Source organism: Cupriavidus sp. LA-1 (assembly GCF_055385985.1).
Genome location: NZ_AP031389.1, coordinates 71,102 through 97,373 on the forward strand (window position 1 = coordinate 71,102; position 26,272 = coordinate 97,373).

22 protein-coding genes and 3 pseudogenes are annotated in these 26,272 nt (G+C 63.4%); 15 read left to right on the plus strand and 10 right to left on the minus strand.

All coding sequences use genetic code 11. The features are described from left to right. Nucleotides 1-42 precede the first annotated feature (42 nt). Complete coding sequence (locus ACZ5MJ_RS32705) at nucleotides 43-762, minus strand: Crp/Fnr family transcriptional regulator (protein WP_464226951.1); 720 nt, start codon at nucleotides 760-762, stop codon at nucleotides 43-45. Between the two features lie 405 nt (nucleotides 763-1,167). On the opposite strand from ACZ5MJ_RS32705, the gene ACZ5MJ_RS32710 reads away from it, so the two are divergent. The 6 genes from ACZ5MJ_RS32710 (at nucleotide 1,168) to ACZ5MJ_RS32735 (ending at nucleotide 12,485) form a co-directional block, all read left to right on the plus strand. Next, on the plus strand, nucleotides 1,168-9,723 hold the full coding sequence (locus ACZ5MJ_RS32710; RefSeq protein ID WP_464227050.1) for a glycoside hydrolase family 94 protein: 8,556 nt from the start codon (nucleotides 1,168-1,170) through the stop codon (nucleotides 9,721-9,723). 587 nt (nucleotides 9,724-10,310) lie between these two features. Next, the gene (locus ACZ5MJ_RS32715; protein ID WP_039008246.1) at nucleotides 10,311-10,469 is read left to right on the plus strand and encodes a DUF3309 family protein; all 159 of its coding nucleotides are present in this window, start codon (nucleotides 10,311-10,313) and stop codon (nucleotides 10,467-10,469) included. A 196-nt stretch (nucleotides 10,470-10,665) separates the two neighbouring features. Continuing rightward, the gene (locus ACZ5MJ_RS32720) at nucleotides 10,666-10,842 is read left to right on the plus strand and encodes a CsbD family protein (RefSeq protein WP_464226952.1); all 177 of its coding nucleotides are present in this window, start codon (nucleotides 10,666-10,668) and stop codon (nucleotides 10,840-10,842) included. A gap of 127 nt (nucleotides 10,843-10,969) precedes the next feature. Further along, nucleotides 10,970-11,221 carry a hypothetical protein gene (locus ACZ5MJ_RS32725; protein WP_464226953.1) on the plus strand — a complete coding sequence of 84 codons (252 nt, stop codon included), beginning with the start codon at nucleotides 10,970-10,972 and terminating at the stop codon, nucleotides 11,219-11,221. 176 nt (nucleotides 11,222-11,397) lie between these two features. Continuing rightward, entirely contained in the window at nucleotides 11,398-11,613 is a 216-nt protein-coding gene (locus tag ACZ5MJ_RS32730) for a glycine zipper 2TM domain-containing protein (RefSeq protein WP_464226954.1), read from the plus strand. A gap of 353 nt (nucleotides 11,614-11,966) precedes the next feature. After that, complete coding sequence (locus ACZ5MJ_RS32735) at nucleotides 11,967-12,485, plus strand: hypothetical protein (RefSeq protein WP_464226955.1); 519 nt, start codon at nucleotides 11,967-11,969, stop codon at nucleotides 12,483-12,485. 156 nt (nucleotides 12,486-12,641) lie between these two features. On the opposite strand, the gene ACZ5MJ_RS32740 is transcribed toward ACZ5MJ_RS32735, so the two are convergent. Next, nucleotides 12,642-12,914, minus strand: a complete 273-nt coding sequence (locus ACZ5MJ_RS32740; RefSeq protein ID WP_464226956.1) for a hypothetical protein — start codon at nucleotides 12,912-12,914, stop codon at nucleotides 12,642-12,644. A gap of 318 nt (nucleotides 12,915-13,232) precedes the next feature. Here ACZ5MJ_RS32740 and ACZ5MJ_RS32745 point away from each other — a divergent pair. Beyond that, nucleotides 13,233-13,433, plus strand: a pseudogene (locus ACZ5MJ_RS32745) (hypothetical protein); the annotation flags it as partial. Between the two features lie 249 nt (nucleotides 13,434-13,682). Here ACZ5MJ_RS32745 and ACZ5MJ_RS32750 read toward each other — a convergent pair. Together ACZ5MJ_RS32750 and ACZ5MJ_RS32755 are read right to left on the minus strand one after the other, a co-directional pair. After that, complete coding sequence (locus ACZ5MJ_RS32750; RefSeq protein ID WP_464226957.1) at nucleotides 13,683-14,003, minus strand: hypothetical protein; 321 nt, start codon at nucleotides 14,001-14,003, stop codon at nucleotides 13,683-13,685. 164 nt (nucleotides 14,004-14,167) lie between these two features. After that, nucleotides 14,168-14,518: pseudogene (locus tag ACZ5MJ_RS32755) on the minus strand (Tn3 family transposase); the annotation flags it as partial. A gap of 25 nt (nucleotides 14,519-14,543) precedes the next feature. On the opposite strand from ACZ5MJ_RS32755, the gene ACZ5MJ_RS32760 reads away from it, so the two are divergent. Continuing rightward, complete coding sequence (locus ACZ5MJ_RS32760) at nucleotides 14,544-15,002, plus strand: Bug family tripartite tricarboxylate transporter substrate binding protein (RefSeq protein ID WP_464226959.1); 459 nt, start codon at nucleotides 14,544-14,546, stop codon at nucleotides 15,000-15,002. A gap of 600 nt (nucleotides 15,003-15,602) precedes the next feature. On the opposite strand, the gene ACZ5MJ_RS32765 is transcribed toward ACZ5MJ_RS32760, so the two are convergent. Then, entirely contained in the window at nucleotides 15,603-15,854 is a 252-nt protein-coding gene (locus ACZ5MJ_RS32765) for a hypothetical protein (RefSeq protein WP_115216530.1), read from the minus strand. An 824-nt stretch (nucleotides 15,855-16,678) separates the two neighbouring features. Here ACZ5MJ_RS32765 and ACZ5MJ_RS32770 point away from each other — a divergent pair. The 3 genes from ACZ5MJ_RS32770 to ACZ5MJ_RS32780 are packed head-to-tail and all read left to right on the plus strand — an operon-like array spanning nucleotide 16,679 to nucleotide 20,520. Next, entirely contained in the window at nucleotides 16,679-17,767 is a 1,089-nt protein-coding gene (locus ACZ5MJ_RS32770) for a polysaccharide biosynthesis/export family protein (protein WP_464227051.1), read from the plus strand. 42 nt (nucleotides 17,768-17,809) lie between these two features. Continuing rightward, the gene (locus ACZ5MJ_RS32775; protein ID WP_464226960.1) at nucleotides 17,810-18,274 is read left to right on the plus strand and encodes a low molecular weight protein-tyrosine-phosphatase; all 465 of its coding nucleotides are present in this window, start codon (nucleotides 17,810-17,812) and stop codon (nucleotides 18,272-18,274) included. Further along, complete coding sequence (locus ACZ5MJ_RS32780; RefSeq protein WP_464226961.1) at nucleotides 18,271-20,520, plus strand: polysaccharide biosynthesis tyrosine autokinase; 2,250 nt, start codon at nucleotides 18,271-18,273, stop codon at nucleotides 20,518-20,520. Before ACZ5MJ_RS32775 ends, ACZ5MJ_RS32780 begins: the two co-directional genes overlap by 4 nt. Before the next feature lie 103 nt (nucleotides 20,521-20,623). Here ACZ5MJ_RS32780 and ACZ5MJ_RS32785 read toward each other — a convergent pair whose 3' ends face one another. The 5 genes and pseudogenes from ACZ5MJ_RS32785 to ACZ5MJ_RS32805 form a co-directional block, all read right to left on the minus strand. Continuing rightward, nucleotides 20,624-20,860 (minus strand): hypothetical protein, encoded by a 237-nt coding sequence (locus tag ACZ5MJ_RS32785; RefSeq protein WP_464226962.1) that lies wholly within the window; start codon nucleotides 20,858-20,860, stop codon nucleotides 20,624-20,626. Between the two features lie 504 nt (nucleotides 20,861-21,364). Continuing rightward, nucleotides 21,365-21,568, minus strand: coding sequence for a cold-shock protein (locus tag ACZ5MJ_RS32790; protein WP_464226963.1), 204 nt, complete (start codon nucleotides 21,566-21,568; stop codon nucleotides 21,365-21,367). A gap of 478 nt (nucleotides 21,569-22,046) precedes the next feature. Beyond that, nucleotides 22,047-22,991 (minus strand): D-alanyl-D-alanine carboxypeptidase family protein, encoded by a 945-nt coding sequence (locus tag ACZ5MJ_RS32795; protein WP_464226964.1) that lies wholly within the window; start codon nucleotides 22,989-22,991, stop codon nucleotides 22,047-22,049. A 294-nt stretch (nucleotides 22,992-23,285) separates the two neighbouring features. Then, a pseudogene (locus ACZ5MJ_RS32800) lies at nucleotides 23,286-23,459 on the minus strand (transcriptional regulator); the annotation flags it as partial. A gap of 45 nt (nucleotides 23,460-23,504) precedes the next feature. Continuing rightward, nucleotides 23,505-24,419: a DnaJ C-terminal domain-containing protein gene (locus tag ACZ5MJ_RS32805; RefSeq protein ID WP_464226965.1), complete on the minus strand. Its 915-nt coding sequence runs from the start codon at nucleotides 24,417-24,419 to the stop codon at nucleotides 23,505-23,507. Here ACZ5MJ_RS32805 and ACZ5MJ_RS32810 point away from each other — a divergent pair. From ACZ5MJ_RS32810 to ACZ5MJ_RS32825, 4 genes are all read left to right on the plus strand, one after another. Continuing rightward, entirely contained in the window at nucleotides 24,319-24,612 is a 294-nt protein-coding gene (locus ACZ5MJ_RS32810; protein ID WP_464226966.1) for a chaperone modulator CbpM, read from the plus strand. The genes ACZ5MJ_RS32805 and ACZ5MJ_RS32810 overlap by 101 nt on opposite strands. 225 nt (nucleotides 24,613-24,837) lie before the next feature. Continuing rightward, a complete protein-coding gene (locus ACZ5MJ_RS32815; RefSeq protein ID WP_464226967.1) occupies nucleotides 24,838-25,272 on the plus strand; it encodes an Hsp20/alpha crystallin family protein in 435 nt (144 codons plus the stop codon). 17 nt (nucleotides 25,273-25,289) lie between these two features. Next, nucleotides 25,290-25,670 (plus strand): Hsp20/alpha crystallin family protein, encoded by a 381-nt coding sequence (locus ACZ5MJ_RS32820; protein ID WP_464226968.1) that lies wholly within the window; start codon nucleotides 25,290-25,292, stop codon nucleotides 25,668-25,670. 122 nt (nucleotides 25,671-25,792) lie between these two features. Beyond that, nucleotides 25,793-26,053 carry a transcriptional regulator gene (locus tag ACZ5MJ_RS32825; RefSeq protein WP_464226969.1) on the plus strand — a complete coding sequence of 87 codons (261 nt, stop codon included), beginning with the start codon at nucleotides 25,793-25,795 and terminating at the stop codon, nucleotides 26,051-26,053. The last annotated feature ends 219 nt before the right edge of the window (nucleotides 26,054-26,272 follow it).

Sequence of the window (26,272 nt, forward strand, 5' to 3'; positions counted from 1 at the left end):
CTTGCAGGCAGAGCAGCGTGCAAGGCCCCCAACCGTTACACCTCAAGGCGTCGACAGGTCAGGCAACAAGCGATCGAACTCCCGCTTCACGACCGCGTAGCATTCGCATACTCGTTTTTCCAGGCCCATCCGGTCGAGTACCGTAATATGCCCATGGCTGTAGCGGATCAGGCCAGCGGCCTGGAGCTTCAAGGCGGCCTCGGTCACGCCGGAGCGCCGCACCCCGAGCATGTTGGCAATGAGTTCCTGCGTCATCGTCAGGTCGTTGGAGGGCAGTCGGTCGATGCTCAGCAGCAGCCATCGGCACAGTTGCTGGTCGATGGAGTGATGGCGGTTGCATACTGCGGTTTGTGCCATCTGGGTGATGAGCGCCTGCGTATAGCGCAGCAACAGGCGCTGCAAATGTCCGCCCCGCACGAACTCCTGCTTCAGGATCGTTGCGCTCAAGCGGTATCCATGGCCGGCGCTTTGCACGATGGCACGACTCGGGGTCGTTTCTCCCCCCATGAAAATGGCAATCCCGACCATCCCCTCATTGCCCACGATTGCAATCTCGGCGGAGGCCCCATCTTCCATCACGTACAGTAGCGAGATGATCGAATCGGTCGGGAAATAGACGTAACCCTGTTGATCTCCTGACTCATACACGACATGGGCCAGCGGCAGTTCCACCAAGGTCAGTTGTGGTGCGAGGCGCTCCCAGTCGGCAACCGGCAGCGCAGCGAGAAGGTGATTGGACTTCGGATCGTGCGTGACGCGCATGACTGCATCTCACCGCTCAGAACAGGTTGATATCAGTGCCTCCGACCTTGCCGAAGGGCCGCCACCCAGGCCACGGGACGGTAGAGGATCACTTACCTTTGTCAATATAGGTCAGCGGCCGGACAAGGCAAATGCCAGACCAGAGTGCGCGGCAAGTCATGCCCACCTCCGTGGATGCGCGCTCTCGGGTCTCGCCCTGCCCGCTTGGAAAATTTGACGGCAATGGAATAAAAGTCCCGGTCCGTACGCCTGCGGACGGCATTCCCCCTCTCGCTGGCTCATATTCCATAGCGACACGCCTCGTTCAAGCATCCTGAAATAAGGCCAGGGCTGACGCAAAGCTCCCGCGGCAACAATGGTGCCACGGCGTCTTTTTGCTTCCCGGACCGCTGAATGGTCTCGCCCATGAACCTGAAGCTGAATCTCACCTTCCCGTTGCGCGCATTCGACGCGTCCGGCGTGCCGTCACCCTGGGACAGCACAGCGCCGGTACGCGAGGAATTGTTCGGCATTGAACGGCTGGAGCAGCACGCGCAAAGCCTCGCCGCAGCACAGGCAATCACCGCGCAGCCGCCCCACGTTTTGCCCCTGCGCAGCCGGCTCAGGGACAATGCCGCTGTCCTGCTGGCCGCCTATCGGGCAAGTGCTGCCGAGTTGGAGGGCGGCACCGAGGTAGCGCCGGCGGCGGAATGGCTGCTGGACAACTATCACATCGTCGAGGAACAGATCCGCGAGATTCGGGACGACCTGTCCCCCGGCTACTATCGCCAGCTGCCCAAACTCGCCGAGGGGCCATTCACGGGCTATCCGCGCGTCTTCGGGCTGGCCTGGGCCTTTGTGGCCCACACTGACAGCTACCTCGATCCAGACATCCTGCGCCGCTTCATCGCCGCCTATCAGCGCGTCCAGCCGCTGACGATTGGCGAACTGTGGGCGGTGGCGATCACGCTGCGCATTGTTCTGGTCGAGAACCTGCGCAGACTCACCGGGCAAATCACGGCCGGCCGGGTTGCGCGCGCCGATGCGGATGCGCTGGCCGGGCGGTTGCTAGCTACAGGGGGCGCCCGCACGGCACTCGAAACGGATATTGCCGCACGCCCCGCTGCGCCACTGTCCGAACTGTTCGCCGCGCAACTCGCCAGACGCCTGCGCGACCAGGACCCGAGAACCATGCCGGCACTGGGCTGGCTCGAGGAGCGCCTCGGACTGCAAGGCACTTCGGTCGACGAGGTGGTGCTGCACGCGCAGCAGCGGCAAGGCGCCTCCAACGTGACGGTGCGCAACATCATCACGAGCATGCGGCTGATGTCTGATATCGACTGGGCTGAGTGGTTCGAGAGCGTCAGCCTTGTCGACGCGCGGCTGCGCGCGGGCAGCGACTTTGCCGAGATGGATTTTCCGACCCGCAACCTGTATCGCAACGCAATCGAGGAACTCGCGCGCGGCGCCTCGTGCCCGGAGCTCAGGGTTGCCGAGCTGGCGCTCAGCGCCATGCCAATACCGGCGTCCTCAGCGGACGAAGTGACTGATAGGGTCGACGCGACCGAGGACGCCCGTCGAGTCGATCCGGGCTATCACCTGATCGGCGCAGGCCGTAGTGCGCTCGAACGTGCCATCGGGTTTCGCGCGCCGCCCCGCCTGTGGGTCAGCCGCTGCTGCAAGCAGCTGGGCCTCGGCGGCTATGTCGGCGCGCTCGTGCTGGTCACGGCCGGCCTGCTGGCGCTCGCGCTATGGCTCTTGCCTGCCGGCCTGGCGCTCGGCTGGCTTGTGCTGCTGGTGCTGTGCTGGATCGTGCCGGCCAGCGAGGTCGCCAGCACGCTGGTCAACCGCGCGCTTGCCGGGCGGCTGGGGGCGACGATCCTGCCCGGCCTGGAGCTCAAGGCCGGCGTTCCGCCCTCGCTGCGAACGGTGGTGGTGGTGCCGACCCTGCTGACCAGCGAGGCCGACCTGTGCGAGCAGATTGAGCGGCTGGAGGTGCATCACCTCGCCGGCTCAGGCGGCGACCTGAGCTTTGCCTTGTTGACCGATGGCGTCGACGCGGACCAGGAGGTGCTGCCTGGCGACGCCCATCTGCTTGCCGTGGCCAGCGCGGCGATCGCCCGGCTAAACCAGCGCCATGGGCCGGGTCCGGCCGGCGATCGCTTTCTGTTGCTTCACCGCCGACGCGTGTTCAACACCGTGCAAGGCCAGTGGATGGGTTGGGAGCGCAAGCGCGGCAAGCTGCATGAACTGAACCAGCTGCTGCGCGGCGCCAGCGACACCAGCTACGTGGCCGTCGACGGCCGGGCACCGCAAGTGCCGGCCGGCGTGCGCTACGTCATCACCCTCGACGCCGACACGCGGCTGCCACGCGACGCCGCGTTGCGGCTGATTGGCAAGATCGCCCATCCGCTGAACCGGCCACGGTTCGATGCGGCCCGGCAGCGCGTCGTGGGCGGCTACGGCATTCTCCAGCCGCGCGTCACGCCATCGCTGCCGATTGGCCGTGAGGGTTCGCTCTACCAGCGGGTCTTCTCCGGGCCGGGCGGCATCGACCCCTACGCGGCGGCCGCCTCCGACGTCTACCAGGATCTCTTTGGCCAGGGTTCCTATACGGGCAAAGGCATCTATGATGTCGATGCCTTTGAAGCGGCGCTCAACGGCCGGGTCCCGGAGAACACGCTGCTCAGCCACGACCTGTTCGAAGGGGTATTTGCCCGTGCCGGGCTGGCCTCCGATGTTGAGGTAGTCGAGGAGTTTCCCGCGCGCTACGACGTGGCGGCCAGGCGCCAGCATCGGTGGACGCGTGGCGACTGGCAACTGCTTGGCTGGATCTTCGGGCAGCATAAGGGCATCCACGCGGTGCCGGCCATCGGCCGCTGGAAGATGCTGGACAACCTGCGCCGCTCGCTGCTCGCGCCCCTGTTGCTGCTGAGTCTGGTGCTGTGCTGGCTCCTGCCCTGGCCGGCGGGGCCGCTGGCGACTGCCCTGCCGCTGGCTGCCATTGCGATTCCGGCCGTGCTGCCTGGCGTCCTGTCCGGGCTGCGACACCGCAGCGGCATGCGCCTGCGCAACCATATGCAGGCGCTGCTCGCAGACCTGCGGCTAGCCGCCACACAGACCCTGCTGGTGCTCGCGTTCGTGCCCGACCAGACCTGGCGCGCGGGTGACGCCATCGCCAGAACGCTGACACGGCTGTATTCCACGCACCGCCACCTGCTCGAGTGGACCACGGCTGCGCAGTCCGCCACGCGCCCGCGGCTGGACCTGGCCGGCTTTTACCGGCTGATGGCCGGCGGCACTCTGCTCGCGCTGTCGATAGCCGCCGCCGGCGTGGGACTATTGCCATCATCATGGCCGCTTGTGCTGCCCTTTGTCCTGCTATGGCTGACGGCGCCGGCCCTTGCTCTATGGGCCAGCCGCGCGCCGGCCGTTGCGCGCCGGCTCGCCCTGCCGGAGGCAGACGCGCTGGCGCTGCGCCTCACGGCGCGCCGCACCTGGCGCTTCTTCGAGACTTTCGTCACGCCAGTGGACAACATGCTGCCGCCGGACAACTTCCAGGAGACGCCCAGGGCCGTGGTCGCGCATCGGACCTCGCCGACTAATATCGGGCTCTACCTGTTGTCGGCCATCGCCGCACGCGACTTCGGCTGGGCCGGGACCACCGAATCGGTCGAGCGCATGGAAGCGGCGTTCGGCGCGATGCGTAAGCTGCCGCGCTACCAGGGCCACTTCCACAACTGGTACGAGACGCTGAGCCTGCAGCCGCTGCATCCCGCCTATATCTCGTCGGTCGACAGTGGCAACCTGGCCGCGCACCTGATCGTGGTCGCCAACGCTTGCGAGGAATGGAAAAACGCTGCCGCGCCAGATCCCCGCCACGGCTTGGCGGACACTGCGCAGCTGGCAAACGAGGCTCTGGCGGCGCTGCCCCTCGCACACAGCGAACGCGGACGACAGCTTGGCGGACTTCTGGCCGAGATCGCCACCATGCTGACCGGCGCGCCCGCCACGGAGATCCGGGCGCCGGCGCTCAGGTGCCTGACGGATAAGGCCTTCAGGTTGGTGCATGACATCCAGCCTGATGCTGACAATGACAGCTTTTCCGACCTGGCCTTCTGGGCCGGGGCGCTGCAGCGCGCCGTAACCGAGCGTGAGCGCGACCAGCTGCAGCAGGCTGAAGCGCCGCAGGCGCTGGCCGGCAGGCTGACAGCGCTCGCCCACACTGCGCGCGAACTGGCGCTGGCGATGGACTTTGCCTTCCTGCTCGATCCGGCGCGCAAGCTGCTGTCGATCGGCTATTCGCTTGCCGACAACCGGCCCGATGCCAGTTGCTACGACCTGCTCGCCTCCGAAGCGCGGCTCGCCAGCCTGTTCGCCATTGCCAAGGGGGACGTGTCGACCCCGCACTGGTTCCGGCTGGGGCGCATGGCGACGCCGCTTGGCAGGGGCTCGGCATTGATCTCGTGGTCGGGCTCGATGTTCGAGTACCTGATGCCGTCGCTGGTGATGCGCGCGGCCGCCGGCAGCCTGCTTGAACAGACCTCGCGCCTGGTGGTGGCGCGCCAGCAGGCCTACGGGCAGTCGCTGGGGATTCCCTGGGGCATATCCGAATCGGCGTACAACGCCCGCGACCGGGAGTTCACCTACCAGTACTCCAACTTCGGCGTGCCCGGTCTGGGGCTCAAGCGGGGCTTGTCCGAGAACGCGGTGATCGCCCCCTATGCCACGGGGCTGGCGGCCATGGTCGATCCGCAGGCCGCACGCGGCAACTACCGCCGCCTGGCCGAACTCGGCGCCCTTGGACGCTACGGCTTCTACGAGGCGCTGGACTACACGCGCGCTCGCCTGGCCGAAAGCGAGACGGTCGCCATCGTGCGCAGCTTCATGGCGCACCACCAGGGCATGACCATCGTTGCCATTGCCAACGCCCTGCACAATGGCCTGATGCGCGAGCGCTTCCATCGCGAGCCGATGATCCAGGCCTGCGAACTGCTGCTGCAGGAACGCATGCCGCGCAACGTCGCCGTGGCGCACCCCCGCGCTGAGGAAGTGAAGGCCTCGGCCGCGGCGGTACTGCCCCAGGACTCTGCGGTGCGGCGGTTCACGGCACCGCCAACTGGCAATCCGGTCACCCATTTGCTGTCTAACGGCCGCTACACCGTGATGCTGACCACCACGGGAATGGGCTACAGCCGCTGGCGCGACCTGGCGGTGACGCGATGGCGGGAAGATGCCACCCGCGACGATTCGGGCTCCTTGATCTTCCTGCGCGATACGCAGAATGGCATCACCTGGTCTGCCAGCGCGCAGATGGCCGCCGATGGCGAGCGCGGCGGCGAAGTGGTTTTCGCCGAAGATTGCGCCGAGTTCGTCCGGCACGACGGCAGCCTGACAACCATCCTGGAAGTCCTGGTTTCCGGCGAGGACGACGGCGAGGTCCGCCGCGTATCGCTGGTCAACAACGGGCGCCGCCCCCGCGAGATCGAACTCACTTCCTATGCTGAAGTGGTGCTCGCCACGCGCGCGTCCTATGACGCGCATCCGGCCTTCTCGAGGATGTTCATCCAGACCGCTCACCTGGCCGAGTCCGGTGCGCTGACCGCGACACGCCGCCTGCGTTCGCCCGAGGAGGCGCCGGTCTGGGCTGCCCACTTCAGCGTGGTGGAAGGCGACGTTGTCGCCGATCCGCAGTACGAGTCCGACCGCGCACGCTTCCTGGAAGACGGCCGCACGCCCGCTGCGTGCGCCGTCGTCACAGCCGGGCTGCCGCTCTCGAACACGGTCGGCACGGTCCTCGACCCGATCTTCTCGCTCAGGCAGCGCGTGCGGATTGCGCCCGGGGGCAGCGTGCGGGTGGCCTTCTGGACCGTCATTGCGACGTCACGTACCGATCTGCTGGCCCTGATCGACAAGCACCAGGACCGCAACGCATTCGATCGGGCCAAGACCCTGGCCTGGACGCAGGCCCAGGTCGAGCTTCGCCACCTTGACGTGGACGCGGCGGAAGCGGCCGACTTCCAGCGCCTGGCTGCACCGCTGCTCTATGCCGATGCCCGCTTCAGGGCCCCGCCGGACGCGATCCTGCGCGGCGCGGGTCCGCAATCGGCACTATGGCCACTGGCGATTTCCGGCGACTTGCCTGTGGTCCTCCTGCGCATCGACGAGATCGAGGACATCGTCCAGGTGCGCCAGTTGTTGCGCGCCCACGAGTACTGGCGCATGAAGGGCCTTGCCGTCGATCTGGTCATCGTCAATGAGCGCGCCTCTTCGTATATCCAGGATCTGCAGATAGCGATCGAGACCGCGGTTCGCAGCAGCCATTCGCAAAGCCACGCGGGCGAGGAAGGGGGCCACGACTCGGTCCACGGCTCGGTCTACGCCTTGCGTGCCGACATGATGCAGCCCGAAGCCCGCGCCCTGCTCCAGTCGGTCGCACGTGTCGCGCTGATTGCCCGACGCGGCGCCATCGCGGACCAGCTCGCCCGCCTGCCCGCAGTGGCGGCCCCGCTTCCTGGACCTGTCCGGCGCCGCAAGCCCGTGCCACAGTCACTGCCGCCGGTGCCGGCGCAGCCCGGACTCGAGTTCTTCAACGGCCTGGGCGGCTTCGACCAGGACGGCCGGGAATATGTGGTGGTCCTGAACGCCGACCAGTCGACCCCTGCCCCATGGATCAACGTGATCGCTAATCCCGGCTTCGGCTTCCAGGCGTCGGCCAGCGGCAGCGGCTATACCTGGGCGGAGAACAGTCGCGACAACCAGTTGACGCCCTGGTCCAACGATGCCGTTGCAGATCCGTGCGGCGAGGCGATCTATATCCGCGACGAGGACAGCTTCCAGATCTGGAGCGCCACCGCGCAGCCGATCCGGGACCAAGGCACCTACACCGCACGCTATGGTTACGGCTACAGCCGCTTCACGCATGAGGCCAACGAGATCGCGCTGGCGTTGCTGCAGTACGTTCCGCTGGACGATCCGATCAAGATTTCGCGCTTGACGCTGCGCAATCTCTCCAGCGTCCGCCGCCGGCTTTCCGTAACGGCCTATACGGAATGGGTGCTCGGCACGTCCCGGGGTGCTTCGGCGCCGTTCATCGCGACAGTGCCCGACGAAGCCACCGGCGCCATCCTGATCCGCAATCCGTGGAGCACAGCGTTTGCGGGTCGCGTGGCCTTTGCCGATCTTGGCGGCAGGCAGACCGCCTGGACCGCCGATCGTACCGAGTTCCTTGGCCGGAATGGCGGCCCGGAAGCGCCTGCGGCGCTGCTCGGCAAAGCGCCCTTGTCCGGCACGACCGGAGCTGGCCTGGACCCCTGCACGACCTTGCAGTGCAGTGTCGAGCTAGCGGCCGGCGAGACCGTCGAAGTCGTTTCGTTTATCGGACAATGCGCTTCCGCGGCCGAAGCCAGCGCGCTGCTTGCGCGCTATCGCAAGACGGATCTCGACACCGTGCTGGCGACCGTAACCCGGCACTGGCAGGGCCTGCTTGGCGCGGTACAGGTCAGGACGCCGGATCGTGCCATGGACATCATGCTCAACGGCTGGCTTCTCTATCAGACGCTCGCCTGCCGCATCTGGGCGCGCTCGGCCTTCTACCAGGCTAGCGGAGCCTACGGATTCCGCGACCAGTTGCAGGACCACATGGCGCTCACCCTTGCCAGTCCGGACGCAACGCGGCGGCATCTGCTACGCGCCGCCGGGCGGCAGTTCGTCGAAGGCGACGTCCAGCACTGGTGGCTGCCGCATTCCGGGCAAGGCGTGCGAACACGGATCTCCGACGATCGCGTGTGGCTGGCATTCGCGACCTCCAGCTATATCGCCAGCTCGAATGACACCGAAGTGCTGGACGAGATTGTGCCGTTCCTGGAAGGCCAGCTCCTGGGCCCCGCCGAAGCTGACGCCTTCTTCCAGCCGATGGTCTCGGACACCTCGGCCTCACTGTTCGAACATTGCGCACGCGGCATCGACAGTTGCATGGCTCTGTCCGGCGAGCACGGGCTGCCGCTGATCGGCGGCGGTGACTGGAACGATGGCATGAACCTTGTCGGGGCCGGCGGCAGGGGCGAAAGCGTCTGGCTGGGCTGGCTGCTGGTACGCACCCTCGCCATGTTTGCCCCGCTGGCGCAGACCCGCGATGCCGGGCGCGCCCGCCGCTGGCAGGCGCATGCGGCCTTGCTGCGCGAGGCGCTGGAGCGGGAGGCGTGGGACGGTGACTGGTATCGTCGCGCGACCTTCGATGACGGCACCTGGCTTGGCTCGAAAGACCGTGAGGAATGCCGTATCGACGGCATTGCACAGTCCTGGGCCGTGCTGTCGGGCGCGGCCGATCCCGCCCGTGCCCGTGCGGCGATGGCCTCGCTGGAAAAGTACCTGGTGCGCCACGAAGACGGGCTGGCACTGCTGTTCACCCCTCCCTTCGACCAAGGTTCTCTCGACCCCGGATACATCAAGGGCTACCCGCCCGGCCTGCGCGAGAACGGCGGGCAATACAGCCATGCCGCGATGTGGGCAGTTCTCGCTTTTGCGAGGCTTGGCGCGGCCGACAAAGCTGTCGAACTGTTCTCGCTGCTCAACCCAATCAACCATGCGCTCACACCTGTAGCGGTCAAGCGCTACAAGGTCGAGCCCTATGTGGTTGCGGCCGACGTCTACTCGGTGCCGCCCCACATCGGCCGCGGTGGCTGGACCTGGTACACGGGTGCCGCGGGATGGATGTATCGCGCTGGGGTGGAGGGCATCCTGGGCATCCGGAAGGAGGGCGACCGGCTGCTCGTTGCCCCTTGCATTCCTGCCTCGTGGCCAGGCTTCAAGGCCACCGTGAACGTGCTGTCGACCCGCTATGAGATCAGCGTGGAAACGCCGTTGCACCGCGCCGGCGGTGTCTCGCAGGCGCTCCTCGACGGCATCCGCTACTCCTGTACCAACGGCCAGGCTAGCGTCCCTCTGGATGGCGCCGAGCACACGCTGGTAGTCCTGCTCTAGGGCCCTGCCCGCCCGTGTCCGAATTGGCAGTGCCCGGCACCGGACAGACGCGCGCCGGGAATGCGTGCATAAGAAGCAGACAGATACAGAAGTAAGCCTTGCTGTCGCCAATGACGGCCCCTGGCAAGTCCTCATGAGGATTCGCACGGCGCCAACCATCGGAACAGCCACCGCGATCAGCACAATATTTACTACCCCAGCGGCGGCAATGACTATCACAGCGTCTACCGCGACCCCTATGTTTACGCCCCGCCACCAGTGACCTATGTACCTGAAGCAATGCCTGGACTCACTCTATTCTTCCCCGTGCCGTTTCGTTGAGCAGGGGGAGGACCGGAATGCCGGAACGCGCCTTCCCGATGCGTACGGCACCGGACTGACTTGAGAATCCGTCACAACTATCCTCTGGCTAGGATGAGGATGTTCCTATCGATACGAAGTAGCAGCAACGAGTACTTCAGCGAATCTCTCGAATCGGTGTTCAGGATTCCATGGCATGGCCATCGACAACGCGATCCGCTAGAACGGCTGCCCTCCGCCCGGCTGAATCAGCGGAAGGCATGTTTTCTCAGAACCAGGAGCGCATCATGTCAATTGGACTCTTACTGTTGATTGTCTTGGCCATCTTCCTCGTTGGGGCCATTCCCACCTGGTCGTACAGCAGCGGATGGGGCTACGCGCCATCAGGCACACTCGGGGTGCTTTTGGTTGTAGTCCTTGTCCTGTTACTGCTGGGCAGACTCTGATGCTGGCGTCGGGAACGTCCCCGACGCTTGCCGCCATTGCAAGGCAGACTCATGGCCGGCTTCCTGAATCGCCGAAATCCAATCTGAGGAGCGCGCGCAACCGGGCACGCGCCCGGTGACAACTTGGTTGCCACCTGTCATCGCGGGCAGGTTGCCTCAGCACCCGGCTCGCAACACCAATGAAGAGGGATACATCATGAACAAGGACCAAGTGAAGGGCCGGGTCACAGAGGCCGCCGGGAAAGTCAAGGAAGCCTTCGGCAAGATGACTGGAAACAAGCAAACGCAAGTTGCGGGAACCCTGAAGAAGGATATTGGCAAGACGCAGGCGGCGTACGGCGATGTCAAGGCGGAAATCAAAAAGCCGGAATGACAGAATATGGACAGAGCGAGCACGCGAGCCAATGCACCGTCGGCGGGATGGCAAAGGCGGCCAGCCGACTGGCCGCCTTTGCGCGCTTCGGCCTTTCCTCGTTACATGCCGGCATCAGGAGACACCCATGCTGGAGACGATGCTGAACCAGTTCCCTCCCCTGGAGCAGGAAGCTTTCCGCGAGACCTGTCTGCGTAACGGGGTCGCACCCGACGGATTTACCGTAACAGCCGTTGAAGACGCTGCAGGCGCTGTGCCGGCACGCGGGCGCAGCATCTCGGTACGCTTCGGCAGGGAAGTCCGCCAGTACGACGGAAACCAGACTGCGCAATGGACCGTCGATTTCGAGGACGACCTGAGATCGCGCGTGTTCGGCTGAGCTCTACTTCTTTGCGCCACCGTTGCGCCCGCGTACGCCAGCGGACCGACTTCTTGCGCCTATAGGGAGAACATTGCTTCGACACAGGCAGGCGACCAGGCCTTTTGCAGCCGGAGTTCGGGACCTATGGAACAACCATACCCGGCTTCCTGCGTGGCCGCAGGAGGTAGCAAGAAATGAAACGCACACAGACATTCCTCAAACGGACGGCAATCCTTATCGCCGCACTTGGCATAGTCGCCTGTAGCGGCATGAGCCGGCGAGACACCGATACCGTAGTGGGTGCGGGCATTGGAGGCGTGGCGGGTGCCGTGCTGACCAGCGGAAGCGCGTTAGGAACTGTCGGCGGAGCCGCCGTAGGCGGCGTCATCGGCAATCAGGTCGGCAAGTAGCGGCAGCGGCGCGACGCTATGGGCGCCGCGCAAACGATGCTCAGCGATTTGCGATGCTCGCCTTGCGCTGCCTCCGTAGGTACCGCGATCCCATCCGCTTTGACGCAGGCTGAATTCATACCTCGAGCATGTAACGGCGACGATTGATATTGATCTCGGCCGGATGCATTGTGGCCGCTGGCGCCTGATTGACTGGGATCGCGCTGTCAACGAAGACTGGCCCAACCTGCGGTCGCCGTCCTGTCCCACGGTCAAGGGACTCTGCTCTGGAGCCTGGGGCCTGAGCCGGAATGATTCCGCAAACATCCGCCGGTTCGCCGGGAATGGAAATTGAGATTGAGTGAGGTAACACCATGCGTACGCTGCTGTATTTCAGGCTGGAGGACGTCATCACGGCGAGGCTGGCGCAAGCTCGATTAGACGAGCTGGCCGGTACATCTGCACTAGTCGCGGGACCGTGGTTTGTCCAGCGCGACAATCAGCCAATTGAGGGATTTCCAAGGGTTGATGCCGGTCAGACCACGTATCGCGAAGAAGCGGCGATCACCGGAATTTTTGTCGGCGCGATCGTCGCGGCGCTGGTAATTTTCAAATACGGAGTCTCTGCCGGTACGGGCGCCACTGCCATTGCGTATGTTGGCGCTATCGCACTTGGCGCTATGATTGGCTGGTGGATCGGCGGATTGGTCGGCGTCAAAGTCGGTCGCCTCGAGCTGGGGCGGCAGAAAGCGCAAATGGCACCGGGCCAGTTGCTGATGATTGCCGGTTGCGACTCGAAATCCAAGGAATCCACGAAGCGGATGATCAACGAACTGGGCTGCGTCAGTATCGACGAGCACAGCGACGTGATGCCAAACTTCAGGTGGGTATGATTGCCAGAACGGATCTGCCGATGTACAGCCGCGGAAATATACGATACGCGGCTAAAAAGACCCTCGGGGCCGAAGCCGAGGGCGTAAAGCTGTACTATTCAGCGCTGCCCTGCTTTTGCCGCCAGCGCTGGTCGGCTGCAGGCCCCACTGCCCCGTCTACTGCCAAGCAATTTCCTGCTCTTCGGTGACCTTTGTCACTCGTTCCGCGTTGCCCAGAATCATCAGGGCGCTGTCATCCATTAGTGCCGACGCTTCTACGATTTCAAGTACCGGAGTCTCCGGAAACAACACGACAAGCTCTTTGACAGGCTTATATGATTCGAATGGTCCGAAGCGATAGACGGCTTTCCCGTCGATTTCCGCAAAGTACCATCCTCCGACCATGTCGTGATAGACGATCACACTGTGACCATTAATTCGGGCTTGCATAAGCTTGGATGCGGTTCTTCGGGAATGCCAACCAAATCCTCTCGCTAGCGAAACGTGTTGAACATCTGAGCAAGTCGCCCTCGGAGACGTCGGAGGCGGCCTTACTGGGGACCTCCTGGAAACAGTGGATGGAATGCCCGGTCGGGCGCCTCCATGCCGCTCCCAGCCGCATGCTCATTCCTTCCCGATGGCCCGGCACCAGACAACCGTCCTGACCGAACGCAGGCACTGACCCCCGTTTCCCTCCCACTATCGCGTCGGCGGTTTAGTACAATCTCAAATATGTGAAGCTCACATTTGCGAATCCCGCCGACTCGCGACTTGATCCAGGCTGACCACCCGGCCGCCGCTACGCGCGACGCCGTATTGACGACAGTCCGCGATAACCGGCGGCATGCATCGATCTCCACCACCTCGATCTACTTGCACGGCGATGAAGTGAAACGAGAACGGCAAATAGGGGCGGCATTCTCGGCTCCGCAGTGGCTTATATCGCATCCACTTATGATAGATCTGTAGCTTGGCATGACCCCGAAATCAAAGCACGCCAACGTATGGCATTTCGGCTGCCCAGCATGCGGCCGCCCCGCTTTGCCACAGACTCCAAAGTAGTCCCCACCAAATTCTGATGGGGACTACTCTGGATACATTCGTCTTACGCGTCTACACGGCCAGCAGCGGACGGTTACGATAAAACGCCATGCCGATAAGTATCAGTTATCGGCATGAACGTAACCGACAGAGAAGCCGCCCGGAGGCGGCTCAGGGCTAACGCTCTAAGTAGTTTACGCCCCACTTATACCCAAAGGCCTCGATTTCTTGAATACGGAATGAGCCCCTTGGATAAGTGGTTTCCGGAGCCGCGGCGTCGTTGACCCATCCCCTTACTCGGATCGGTACCTTGCGTTCAACAGCTGCGGCTACCATCGACAGCATCTCGGTGGCCTGTAGACTGTGTGCCCCCATGCCGCTTGAACCTGCCGAAGCCACGTGGATCGTCCCGCCAACATCGAGAGTGATGCCAATAGTGCGCCTTTCTTCCAAGTCACAAACCACGAGGCTCAGAGGTATTCCTTCCAGTTCCGTCATTCTTCTCTCCTTTGGGGCGTTTTCGTTTGAGGCCCGATCGAGAGCATTCTGCTTGGCGTCGGCCAGTCAACGGTGGCACTACTGCATGGCGGCAGGCGGTGCCTGACAGGCCCGATTGCCAAGGATCAACACGGCCTCGTCGTCGAGCATCGCGGCTTGCGCCGTCGAGCGTTCCACAGGTGCCTCGAGGCCTCGAGCGACATCATGTCGGCCGAGGCCTTGTCGCCGTCGCCCCAAAGCGCGGCAATCGGGATGCGGCTCTGATACTCTGCCACGCGCTCGTTGGCCCGGCGGAGCCGGCCGCTGGCCTCAAGCGCCCTCATGGCGACCGAAATCTAGCCGGGCGTCAGGCCGGGAAACATCAACGCCACACCTTTGGCGTCGAAGTCAGATCCATGTGCGAGCAGCGCGCCGTACGGGGCCACCAACTCGCCGATGGAGTCGGCCCGGTGCCCCAGCAGTGCTTCACTGTAGTTGGTGGCTGCATCCAATTCCAGAAGCAGGTCCGGAAACTGCTACCGCCCGCTCGAAGACTTTGCCATGATTTCGCCGATTGGCAGCTTCGACCTGGTCATGGTGGTGGACAAGGCCAGCAAGCTCAAGACCGTGAGCGAGGCTATTGCCCAGGCGCGCAAGGATCCGGCGGACTTCAATATTGGCACGGTGGGTGTCGGCAGCACGCAGAACCTCGCTGCGCAACTCTTCGTCGCCATGGCCGGGCTCGAGGCCCAGGTGGTGCCGTTCCGATCCAGCGGCGACGTGGTCAGTGCGCTGCGCGGTGGCTTGCAGGCCGGATTCGAGACCATGCCGGCAGTACTGCCGCAGATCCGGTCCGGCAAGCTGCTTCCGCTCGCCGTCTCGGGAAGCAAGCGGTTCGCCAGCTGCCCGGCCCACCATGAGCGACACTGGTCTCACGAACTACCAAGCCACGTCCTGGAACGGCTTGGCCGCGCCCGCGAAGACTCCGGTCGAGTTTGTGACGCGCCTCAGGTGCAATAGCTTGGGCCGCAATACGGTGTCCCGACCACCACGGAACGCGCAACTTCAGCGAAGCAGCTAGGTCTTGGCATCAAATGACCCAACGGCTTGCAACTCGGATACGGACTGACATTGCGGCCCAATTCATTGCATCTTCCGTAGTTGTCGCCATTGTCCATAATTTTGTGATCGTGAAATTACCGACTCATCTGCCGAGTTGCCGCATGCCAAGGCCCCTGCCATCTGCGGGGCAATCTGCAAAAATTTGCATAAGGGTTTATACTTACGTCCGTCTCCTCCCTTTCTCCTAAGGGATTCGTGCCCGCCCTTGAAGCGGGCTTTCTTTTGCCTGCTGTCCAAGCCGCTGGTCCTGCTCGAGCGCCAGGCGCTGCCTGGAAGGCAGCGCAGGGTGCATCGCGGTCGCATTCCTGCAAGGAGGCTTCTTGCCAACGCCGGCACCAGAGCGGTAGGTCACCCTCGCCTATGTGACTGCGCGAGTTTGGGTCATCCAAGCGGCGACGAAGCAAGCCAAAATCATCAGCGCTTGCTTCCAAAATTGGAAAGCCCGCCAGCGTCACGCAAGCCGCGTGAACTGCCGGACTGATCAGGCATTGTCCGAACTCAAGACTCCCTACAACGAGCACGTGGCTGCTCGTCAGCATCCGCAGTGTCTGCGGAACGGTGCCGATTCTGAAGGCGGTTGTGCATCGTCTCGCAGCGGATCAACATCATTGCCGCGGGTTCCTCATCCGCGCCGGCTATGCCAGCTTCCGCGGCGCTGCGCAGATATACTTGCCGGGAGACGATGGCGACGATCACAATGATGGCGCCGACGTAGAAGGCACGGGCCGCAAATTGAAGGTATCGTGCCATGGAAATCGCACCGGATAGCAGGAGGTGATTTGGTAGCGAGACTACACGAGGATGTCACAAGACGGTGCCACGCTGTTGCAGGATTGACACGACCTCCGTTTCGCCGCGGCGCGGAGAGCGCGTTGTGTGACACCACATTGCGGTGCTGACGAAATTGTCCCCAAAAGCGATCGCGCCCCTCCCGGGCGGCCACTACTGGGCCACGCCCCACGCGCCCTTTCCACTAGACGGTCCGAATGGCCATGACGAGGTCTTCCCTGGCGCCCACTGCGTCAGCGACGGCAAATGGGTCACTTTCTATAAGGACGGGGAAGAAATATGGGCGTGCAATGCCGTGTATGCCGCCGCCCATTTCGACTTTGCTCCGGTTGCCAGCGCCTGCTCGACTGCCGGCTGAGGTGCGGACGGATCCGGCAGGCCGCTAAGATCCCTTCCCTCTCCAACGTACCACTGCGGGAAGCATGGACCGTGTACGGCAGCACGCCTGCCCGGCCGATCGCGCAGCGACGGCCGCAGGCCTAAACCGCGCAGGTTCTGCGCATCGTGGTCGCGAACTCCGGTTCGGTCCGCCACATTGCACTGGATCCATGTCAGCACGGCCTTGCATAACGCACGTATTCCCCCCTAACCACCCGGGGCCGGCAGTGTGCGAGAGCGCACCGAATCGGCGCCCGCGCAGCCCTAGGCTGCAAGAATCGGGGACATGCCTGCCCAGGCACGGCCCCAGCCACTACGTGCAGGAGGATGTCGTGGATATGCGTCAACGCCGGACCGGTTATCTCGCGCGTGGCGCCCGGCGCCACCCCCTCCCGGGCTTGGCCGCCATGCTCGGCGCCGCCCTGCTGCTGGGCGCCTGCGCCGCCTCGCCGGGGATGTACTTCAATCCCAACGCGAATGTCAGCGCAGTCGGGCCGGATGCGAAGCCGGACATCACGCCCATCACCATGGTCCTGGTGCGCGAGATGCGGGCGAAATCCAAGCCCACCAATGACCGCGTCGAGGAACTCTACGCCAAGGCAAAGCCCTACCTGATCGGCCCCGGCGACATCATCTCAGTGGTGGTCTGGGACCACCCCGAGCTGGTGTTCCCCACGCAGACCTACAGCATCGGCGCGGCATTCGAGATCCCGACATCGACCGGCGGATCGAGCATGCCGGGGTATGTCGTCAGCGCCAATGGCGATATCCAGTTCCCCTATGCCGGCGTGATGAAGGTCGCGGGCAAGACCGCCAACGCGGTGCGCGCCGAAATGGCGCGCGTGCTCTCGCGCGTGGTGCGCAACCCGCAGATGACGGTGCGCGTGCTGGGCTTTCGCAGCCAGCGCGTCTATGTCGACGGCGAGGTCAAGACCCCGGGCATGCTGGCCATCGACGACGCGCCGATGACGCTGGTCGAAGCCCTGAATCGCGCCGGCGGCGTGCTGAACGCGACCGGCGACAACAGCCGCATACGCGTCACCCGCGGCAAGCGCAGCTGGTACGTCAATATCCCGGCGATGCTGGCCAAGGGCACCGACCCGGCGCGCATCCTGCTGCGCTCCGGCGACATCGTGCGGGTTGAGCAGCGCGAGGACAGCAAGGTCTTCGTGACCGGCGAAGTGGTCAAGCCGACTTCGCTGCTGATGCGCAACGGGCGTATGACGCTGAACGAGGCCCTGGGCGATGCCGGCGGCGTGAATCCCACGTCCGCCAACGCCGAACAGATCTACGTGGTCCGAAAGATGGCCAATGATTCGCCAAAGGTCTATCACCTGGATGGCACCTCGCCGGTGGCGCTGGCCATTGCCGAAGGGTTCGAGCTCGAACCGAAGGATGTGGTCTATGTGGACGCGCGCGAGGTGGTGCGATGGAGCCGCGTCATGAGCCTGCTGGTCCAGCCGGTGGTTGGCATTGGCGGCCTGGCCAAGCCCTGAACCATGCTGTAGCCGCTGATCCTGGAACCAACCGACGCCACGATGATCCGCTCGATCCTGGTGGTGTGCCTGGGCAACCGGTGCCGCAGCCTGATGGCCGCCGACCTGCTGCGGCAGGCCTTGCCCGATTGCAGCGTAACTTCCGCAGGGCTGGCGCCGCCGGTGGGCGCCAGCGCCGATCCGCGCGTGATTCGGCTGCTGGCAAAAGAGGGGCTGGACCTGGCGCCACACCGCGCACGCGAGCTTGATGCCGGCATGGTGGCCGGCGCCGAGCTGGTGCTGGTGATGGACACCGAGCCGCGCGAGTGGCTCGAAAGCGTGTATCCGGAAGCGCGCGGCAAGACTCACCGGTTGTGCGAAGCCGAACAGACGGACATCCCGGACCCCTATGGCTGCTCGCAGGCCATGTTCGTGATCGTGCTGGGACCGATCCGGCAGGGCGTGCAAGCGTGGTCGGCACAGATCCATTCCGAGGCACAGGCAACTCGCTACGGGGAGGCAACATGAGCAACATCAAGAACTTGGGGGACTACGATTCGGACACACCGAATGCGGACGAACCGCCGGTGGACCTGACTTCGTATCTCGACGTGCTGATCCGCTATCGCTGGACCTTCCTCACGATTGCCACGGTGGTCATGGCGGCCGGCCTGCTGTACGCCTTCCTCTCCAAGCCGGTTTACCGTGCGGACATCCTGGTGCAGATCGAGGAGCAGAACGGCGCCAGCGGCGCCAGCAACAACAAGCAGGGCGCCAACGTTTCGCCGGTGTACGACGTCAAGCCGGCCCCCTCGGCCGAGATCGAGTTGTTGCGCTCGCGCATGGTGGTGGGCAAGGCCGTGGATAGGCTGCGCCTCGACATCGCCGCGTCGCCACGCTATTTCCCGGTGATTGGCGCGGCCCTTGCCAGCTTCAACCACGAACTGTCGCAACCCGGCCTGTTCGGCAAGGGTGGCTATGCGTGGGGCAGCGAATCGATCACCGTGTCCCGCCTGGACGTGCCGCCAGCCATGGAGCGCCGCCTGATCACCGTAGCCGCGCTTGGCAATGGCAAGTACCGGCTCGCGTTTGCCAGCGACGACGCGGTGGCAGAGGGAACAGTCCGCGTGCCGTTGACGGTGGCCACCACCAGCGGCAGCGTCACCATCCAGATCGACCAGCTCGATGGCCGACCGGGCGCGATGTTCAACGTCGCGCGCGTGCCGCGCGCCGCGGCCATCTCGGGCTTGCAGGACCAGTTGATCATCTCTGAACGCGGCAAGCAGAGCGGCGTCATCGGGGTGGCGCTGGAAGGCACATCGCCAGATACGACGGCTGCCGTCCTGAATGAGATCGGCAACGCGTATGTCGAGCAGAACCTGCGGCGCAAGGCGGCGGAAGCTGAGAAGTCGCTGACCTTCCTGGAAGCGCAGCTGCCGCAACTCAAGCAACAGGTGGAAACCGCCGAGACGCGCTACAACGCCATGCGCAACCAGCGCGGCACGATCGATCTCAGCGAAGAATCCAAGCTGATCCTGTCGCAGTCCGTAAGCATCCAGGCCAAGCTGCAGGAGTTGCACCAGAAGCGCCAGGAACTGATTACGCGCTTCACCGGAAATCACCCCGCCATCGAAACCATGGACAACCAGATCGCCAGCCTGAACGCACAGCTCGGCGGCGTCAGCGGCAAAATCCAGAGGCTGCCGGATGTCGAGCAGAACGTGTTGCGGCTGATGCGGGACGTCAAAGTGAGCACTGAGCTGTACCAGTCGCTGCTGAACGACGTGCAGCGGCTCAAGCTGGTGCGTGCCAGCAAGGTGGGTACTGCGCGCCTAGTGGATCCTGCCGAGGTGCCGATCCGCCCGGTCAAGCCGAACCGCACGCTGATTGTCGCAGCCTCCGTGCTGCTGGGCCTGCTGGCCGGGCTGGCGGTCGTGGTGCTGCGGCGCGTGCTGGACGGCGGCGTGGCAGACCCCGACGAAATCGAGCGCCAGACCGGCATGACGGTGTACGCGACGGTCCCGTTCAGTCCACAGCAGGCACGCTTGCGCGGCGGACCAGACGCCGACAAGCTGCTGGCGCGGCGCTTGCCGGACGACCCCGCCGTGGAAAGCCTGCGCAGCTTCCGCACGGCGCTGCAGTTCGCCCTGCTCAACAGCGACAGCAACAATGTGGTGATGATTACCGGCCCGGCACCGGAGGTCGGCAAATCGTTCGTCTGCGCTAACTTCGCAGCCGTGCTGGCCACCGGCAACCGACGGGTGGTGCTGATCGATGCCGACCTGCGGCGCGGCGGCCTCAACCACCATTTCGGCAAGCAGCGTGTGCCAGGTCTGACCGAGTTGCTGACCGGCACGCCGCTGGAGCAGGTGCTGCAGCGCGACGTCGTGCCGGGCCTGGATTTCATCGCGACCGGCTCCGAACCGCCTCTGGCCGCCGACCTGCTGCAGACCCGGGCCATGGAAACGCTGCTGGAAACGCTCAGGAACCGCTACGATGTGGTGCTGCTCGACGCGCCGCCGGTACTGGCTGCGTCCGACGCCTGCGTGCTGGCGACCAAGGCGGGCGCAGTCTTCCTGGTGGCACGCGCGGACGCAAGTACGGCAGCAGAGCTCAAGGCCGCGCGACGGGCGATTGTGCAGGCCGGCAGCGATATCAAGGGTGTCATCTTCAATGGCCTGATAGTGGAAGGCCGCTGGTACCGGGCGCACTATCACTTCGGCAAGTACCGCTACATGAATCAGTATGGCGGTGCGCATCCCAAGCGGGCCTAGCGCAGAGGACAGAAGCTCGGGAAACGAAGGCCGGTGTGATGCCGGCCTTTGATTTTGACTATCCGCGTTTGACTATCCGCGCCGGAATTTCCGCGGTCAGGCGTCAGGACACGCCGGGGAACATGGCATCGCTGTCGGACGCGCGCTCCGGCGCATCCGGCAGTGCAGGCCGTACCGCATCCATGCCGGCAAGCTGCTGCTCGACGTGCCGCACCACATGGTCGCTGAAGGCCTGCCGTCCGCTGGTCAGGAGCAGGGCGTGGTCCATGCACGCGTGCCGGTGCAAGGCAATATGCGTGAGCCGCGCCAGCGCTTCCAGGTCTTTGCCGAAACGCCGCATTGCCTCCGCCAGCCCGACGTCCGCGACCCATAGAGAAAGTCCGTACGAACGCCCCAGCCGTCCAGGTCGCGCATGACGGCGCGTACGTAGCCGGTGGCCGAGGCCGGGTCTTCGCCACCGCGCAGGCGGGTCAGCCGGAAGGCCAGGCGCTCGGTGGTGCTGTTGAAGATCGTTAATTCCGCTCTAACGGCAACCACCAATTCTGCAAATGTGGGTGCCAGCCAGGATGGATCGATACGATGAAGCTGAAAGATGCCCCTTGTCTGCAGCGGCTCTCGAGCGCTTTCAATGGTGAGCCCCTGTCGCGCAAATCGTGGTGTGAACACTCGTCACGAGAAGACCCATATCTGTGCCATCTTTCGCGTGGTCATGCGCATCGCCCTACCGAACCACTACACGACCCCGTCTACCCTCCCCGGCCGACAATAGAGATTCGTCGACACCACTGCGGCGTAGTGACCTTGCTCACGTTAGTCGACTTAGCGGTCCGCCCCGATGCATTAGCTACAGTGGCTTGATGTTGGCCGCCTGTTTGCCCTTGGGGCCTACCTTCACGTCGAAACTGACCTTCTGGTTTTCCTGCAAGGACTTGAAGCCCTCCGCACGAACTTCCGAGAAATGCGCGAACAGGTCCTCGCCGCCGTCATCCGGCTTGATGAAGCCAAAACCTTTCGAATCGTTGAACCACTTAACAATACCCGTTGCCATTTTGAATTCCTGATCCTTCACCAAAACACCGCACGATCCTCTTCGTGCAGGGTGTCACTCACACCGGGCAGGTCTCCTCATCGTCGACGCCGCGCCGCCAGCATTGCAATGTGGTCATTTAAGCAGAAACTTAAACATTGCAGGCGCGCGTTTCTCTCGGTGTTTACCCGGCCGCCGCCGGACGGATATAGGATTTGCGCGACGTTACCGATTCGTTCTCGACTGCGGGGGAGATCCGCGCGCGTCGACACGCAATGAGCAAATTTGGGTGATCGTACTTTCCGTGTATTTTCTGGCGGTTTGCCCCGGAAAATCTCGATCTATCAAGGACTTACAAATACACCGATCGGACGAGACTTATTGCACCGAAAAGCCTTGCTGCAGGCGGATGCGCGCCCTGTAGCCGCCATTTTCTACACGGAAAGTACGATCACCCCCAGTTGGACTACTGGGCGCCGAGTAACGATTGCGCCCGCCACTAATGGGGCGCAGTCCCGCCGCCCATCCGTACGGCAAGTCTCTTCGAATAATGGGCGTGCCTGACTTGTCCGCGATGCACCGCCTTCTTTGCACGATGGTGATGGATCCGCTTTGCTGGGTAGGCAGCCTGCAGCATGGTGCCGGTCACTTCCTTGCCTTTCAGCCAATTTCGAATCGCAATCAGATCGGCTGAGCGCTTCCGGTTAGACGCCGCTCCCATCAGTACGACGATCACCGGGCCGCTTTCCAGGTCCGCCTGAAGCACGATGCAGTGGCCCGCTTCGTTGATGAAGCCCGTTTTTGACAGCTGGACATCCCATCCGGGCTCGCGCAGCATAAGGATGGTATTGCGATAGCGCAGCGACCGCCGGGCAACTTCGACGCGGTAGTCTGTAAGCGTGGTGAACTCGCGAATCAGCGCATAGTGCGAGGCTGCGTCTGCCATGATGAGAAGGTCGCGCGCACTGGATACATTGTGTGGCGACAGACCCGTCGGATCCTGAAAGTGGGTGTGATCCATACCTAGCGCGCCGGCCTTGGCGTTCATTCTCGCGACGAACGCGGGCTTCCCGCCGGCGACGGAGCGGGACAGCGCGGAGGCCGATCGGTTCTCCGACGCCATTAGGGCCAAGCGCAGCATCTCACCGCGCGCGAGCGTGGCACCGACCGGAAGGCGGGAGGGAGAATGCTTGACTAGGTCGACGTCAGCGGGCTCGATGGTCAGTGGCTCGTCTAGCGCCGGATGTTGGTCCAGCAGGACCATCGCAGTCATCAGTTTTGTCAGCGAGGCAACAGGCGCGACTTCGTCCGCCTGCTTCTCCAGCAGGACCCGCCCTTGTTCCATGTTGTAGACAATGACGCTGCGCGAGTACAAGTAAGGCATGGCCGCGCCGACGCTCAGCGGCGCCAACGCCAGGAGCAGCCAAACGGTGAGTCTCTTCATTTCGGCTTGACAAGGGAAAGGCACGCGTTACCGACACCGATGGTGCAAAAGGAAGCGCGCGCGCCCTTACCAAACTGCACATGCGGTGCCCCGGAACCGCTCCCTCCAACGTCAGAGGGTTCGCACAATCCTCGCCACCACTTGCCGGTTTGGCGCCGCGAATCCGCTAGCGTTCGCCCCGCAATTTCAATTATTGCAGGCCGCTCTGCAAGCTGCCAGCCAGCATTTTGGGGTAACTGACGGGACTTGAACCCACGACGACAGAAATCACAATCCTGATGCCTATTCGACCCCACGCAGCAGCCAGTTCTCCAACTCTTCATTCCCGACTTTTGTCGCCTTGGGATCAAAGGTTGTGCCGACGATTTCATGGCTGACGTCGTCGACACCCCAGATAAATGAACCATGCGCACGGTTGGCCAACGCCGCGGAATTCGACAAAGCAGATAGATACTCCCCAATCTGTGCATCTTCCATCAAGCAGCCTATCAGAACGTCATCATCACGCATGGGTCAGGCTCCCCTATCCGGGCGCGGATTAAAGGCCAATTCCCGCGCCATGGTTTCATAAAGCTCCCGCGCCTTTGGGGTGTTTGCCGGCGGCAACACCACCTGGATGTCCTGCAGATCGCCCGGTGGATTAGCGGGAATGCCCTTGCCGCGCACACGCAGCTCGCTGCCGCTCTGGGCGCCAGGGGGAATGCGCACCTTCAGTTCGCCCACAGGTAAATCGATGGGCACCACCGCCCCCAGCGCCGCCTCCCATGGCGCCACCGGCAGGGTGAGGTGTAGATTTCGCCCCTTCACTTTGAGTTGGTCGTGCGGTTTGAAATGCACCTCCAGAAAAAGATCCCCCGCCGGCGCACCGCCGATCCCCGGCGCCCCCTGCCCGGCCAGACGGATGAGCTGACCTTCGCGCACGCCGTTGGGAATTTTCACGCTGAGGGTCCGGCTCCCGAGCTGCACCACGCCTTGGGCGTCCATGCTTGGCACCCGCAGTGAAAGTTGACGGGTGGCGCCGGTAAAGGCGTCTTCCAGGTCCAGCAGCACCTTGGCGTGGTGATCCACACCGCGTGACTGGAAGCTGCCACCATCTGCATGGAAGCCGCGGTGTCTGCCGCTGACATGGCCGAACAGCTCAGAGAAGAAGTCGCTAAAATCGGCCTCTTCCTGGGGCGAGAAGCCTCGACTGGAGAACTCGAAGCCGGTGTCCCAGTCCGGCGGCGGACGGAACGCCTGGCCGGGCTGATAGCCTCGCTCCAGTTGATCGTACGCGGCGCGCTTTTCCGGGTCGGAGAGCACGGCGTAGGCCTCGTTGAGCTGCCTCATGCGCGGTTCGGCATCCGACTCCTTGGAAACGTCCGGATGGGCTTGGCTGACTCTGGAGCAGGTGGCGGCAGCCTGCACGGTAGAACCAGATTGGCTCATGCGGCATGTCGATGAAGGCTTGCTCCCCCATGCCGTCAGTGTCGCTGGCGTCTGGCGGTTTTCCAGCGCCAGTTTTCGACGGGCGCGGCGCATGCGTCAGTTGGAGCGTGACTTTGACGCCATACCAGAACTGGCCGCTTTGGTGGCCGACCTGCTGGAAGAAATGGATGATCTGCAAGCGCGGATGCGTTGATGATGCTCCTCCGCCGTGGCATCGCGTGCCACCCCCAGCGTCTTGTAGCAGTCCTGGAACTCCATGCGTGGTCCCCTTTTCCGGTCTCGAGGGCTGACCTTGTCCTCGGAAGAATGATGCCGAAGCTCAGTCAAATCAAGAACTTGAAATCCCCAAGCGAGGCCATACCATTGCAACCGGGGGCGTCACACTATGGCGCCCGCGCCAAAGCGAATGGAGGCAAACATGATGTATCGATCGTTGTTTCCCCGTGACGTATTCTCAGAACTGGAACGCCTGCAGCGCGAGTGGCAGCAGCCATTCGAGCTGTCTACCAGCATTCGCGGTCGGGTCAGTTTCCCGGCCATGAATGTAGGCGGCACACCCCACTCGGTGGAAATCTACGCGTTTGCCCCTGGCGTCGATCCGGCCAGCATCGACGTGCAGCTGGTGAAGAGCGTGCTGACCATTGTCGGCGAGCGCAAGTCCGATCTCCCCGACAAGGACGAGCAAACCTCCGTGCATATCGATGAACGCTTCGCCGGCCGCTTCCGCCGTGTGGTGAGCCTGCCAAACGACGTGAATCCCAATGCGGTAGAGGCCAAGTACCGCGACGGCGTGCTGCACATCAGTATCCAGCGCCTCGAAGCCGCGCAGCCGCGCCAAATCAACGTCCAGTGAGCGAGGAGGATCAAGCCATGAGCGACAATACTGCTGTCACCAAGCAAGCCGACACTGGCAGCACTGAAGCGGCCCAGATGCCGCCGGTGAATGTGTACGAGGACGCCGCAGGCATCACCCTGTACGCCGATCTGCCGGGTGTGCCTAAGGACAAGCTGGTCGTGCAGGTACAAGGCGATATCCTGACCATCAAGGGCGAAGTCGTCCTGGATCTGCCGGAAGGCATGGAAGCCAGTTACGCGGAGGTTTCCCTGCCCCGTTACCGGCGCGTGTTCACGCTATCCAAGGAACTAGATGCCGAAAAGGTTGTCGCCGAGTTCAACCACGGCGTGCTCAAGCTGCGCATCCCGAAAGCCGAATACGCGCAACCGAGCCGCATTGAGGTCAAGGTGACGTGATGTAAGCCGGGCGGGCCGTGGGCATCACCCATGGCTGCCCACCCGTAGGAGGGCTGACATGCAACTGGAATCGTTGAAAAAGAGTTCCAGCTTTCTCCCCTCTGAACATTGAGGGGCCGACGATGCGACTGATCGAACTGGATGAACAGCAGGACTTTCTTGCGGCCTTGCAGCGTCATGGTCTGGCAGCAGGTGATTTCGAACTCCAGGAAACGGATACGACTGACCCAAAAGGCGACGAGAACTTCGGTTTACAGGGCTACGTCACGATAACCAGACTATCGACACAAGTTACAAGGGAATACCCCATCGGCTATGAAACCGATTGGGTTCAGCATTTCAGGAAAGATCTCGAAACCGGCATCTTCGATAAGTCAGAATGAGATCCTGCATGCAATTGGCGCGGCGGGCGAAATAGGACTACCTGCCCGATTGGATACTCACCTGGAAGCAGGCATATCCAGACGATGCGCATGAAGCTGGAGGCACAGATTCTCCTGCCACATTGCCTCCAGTCTTCCTTGGGACGAGATCCCTGTGGTGGAGTTCAAACGGTTGCTGCCGGTAGTGCCGTTCAGATGGCTTTGTTGCGATGAGGGACG